At 62.0% G+C, this 450-nt stretch carries 1 pseudogene; it reads right to left on the bottom strand.

Annotated elements, in window-relative coordinates:
* Window positions 1-450 (bottom strand): annotated as a pseudogene (locus DVK00_RS20960) (DUF460 domain-containing protein); the annotation flags it as partial.

The following is a 450-nucleotide window of genomic DNA, read 5'->3' as shown; positions in this document are numbered from 1 at the left end:
GAGTGGTCGAGCTTCCACAGCGACTTCAGCTGGTCGAGCTTGTCTGCGAGCTCCGCCTTGTCGGATTCGAGCGATTCGACTTTCCGCTCTAACCGACCGTTCTCGCGTTCCAGTCGGGTGACTTCGCGGCGCTCGCGGGCCTCTCGACGCTCCTCGCGGCGGGCGTCGGAGAGTTCCTCCTTGTACTCCTCGATGGTCTCGTCTTTCTCCTCGATGGTCTCGCTGAGGTCTTCGACGTGAGATTCGAGCCGATTCACTCGCGACTTCAGGTCGCGAATCTCGCGCTCTTCGGGCGTGAGTTCAGGCTCTTCGTGTGCCGTCTCGTCTGGTTCGTCGCTGGTGTCGTCTCCGTCATCGTTCATCTCACGGAGGACAGCCTCGACAGACTCCTCGCGTACGAGCACGCGGGCGATGACTTCTTCGCGGTCTACGTCCGCCGGAACCTTCCGG

The organism is Haloarcula sp. Atlit-47R, assembly GCF_003665985.1.
GTDB lineage: Archaea > Halobacteriota > Halobacteria > Halobacteriales > Haloarculaceae > Haloarcula > Haloarcula taiwanensis.
Note: the sequence above shows the minus strand (reverse complement) of the source record. Positions and strands in the feature narration are given on the sequence as shown.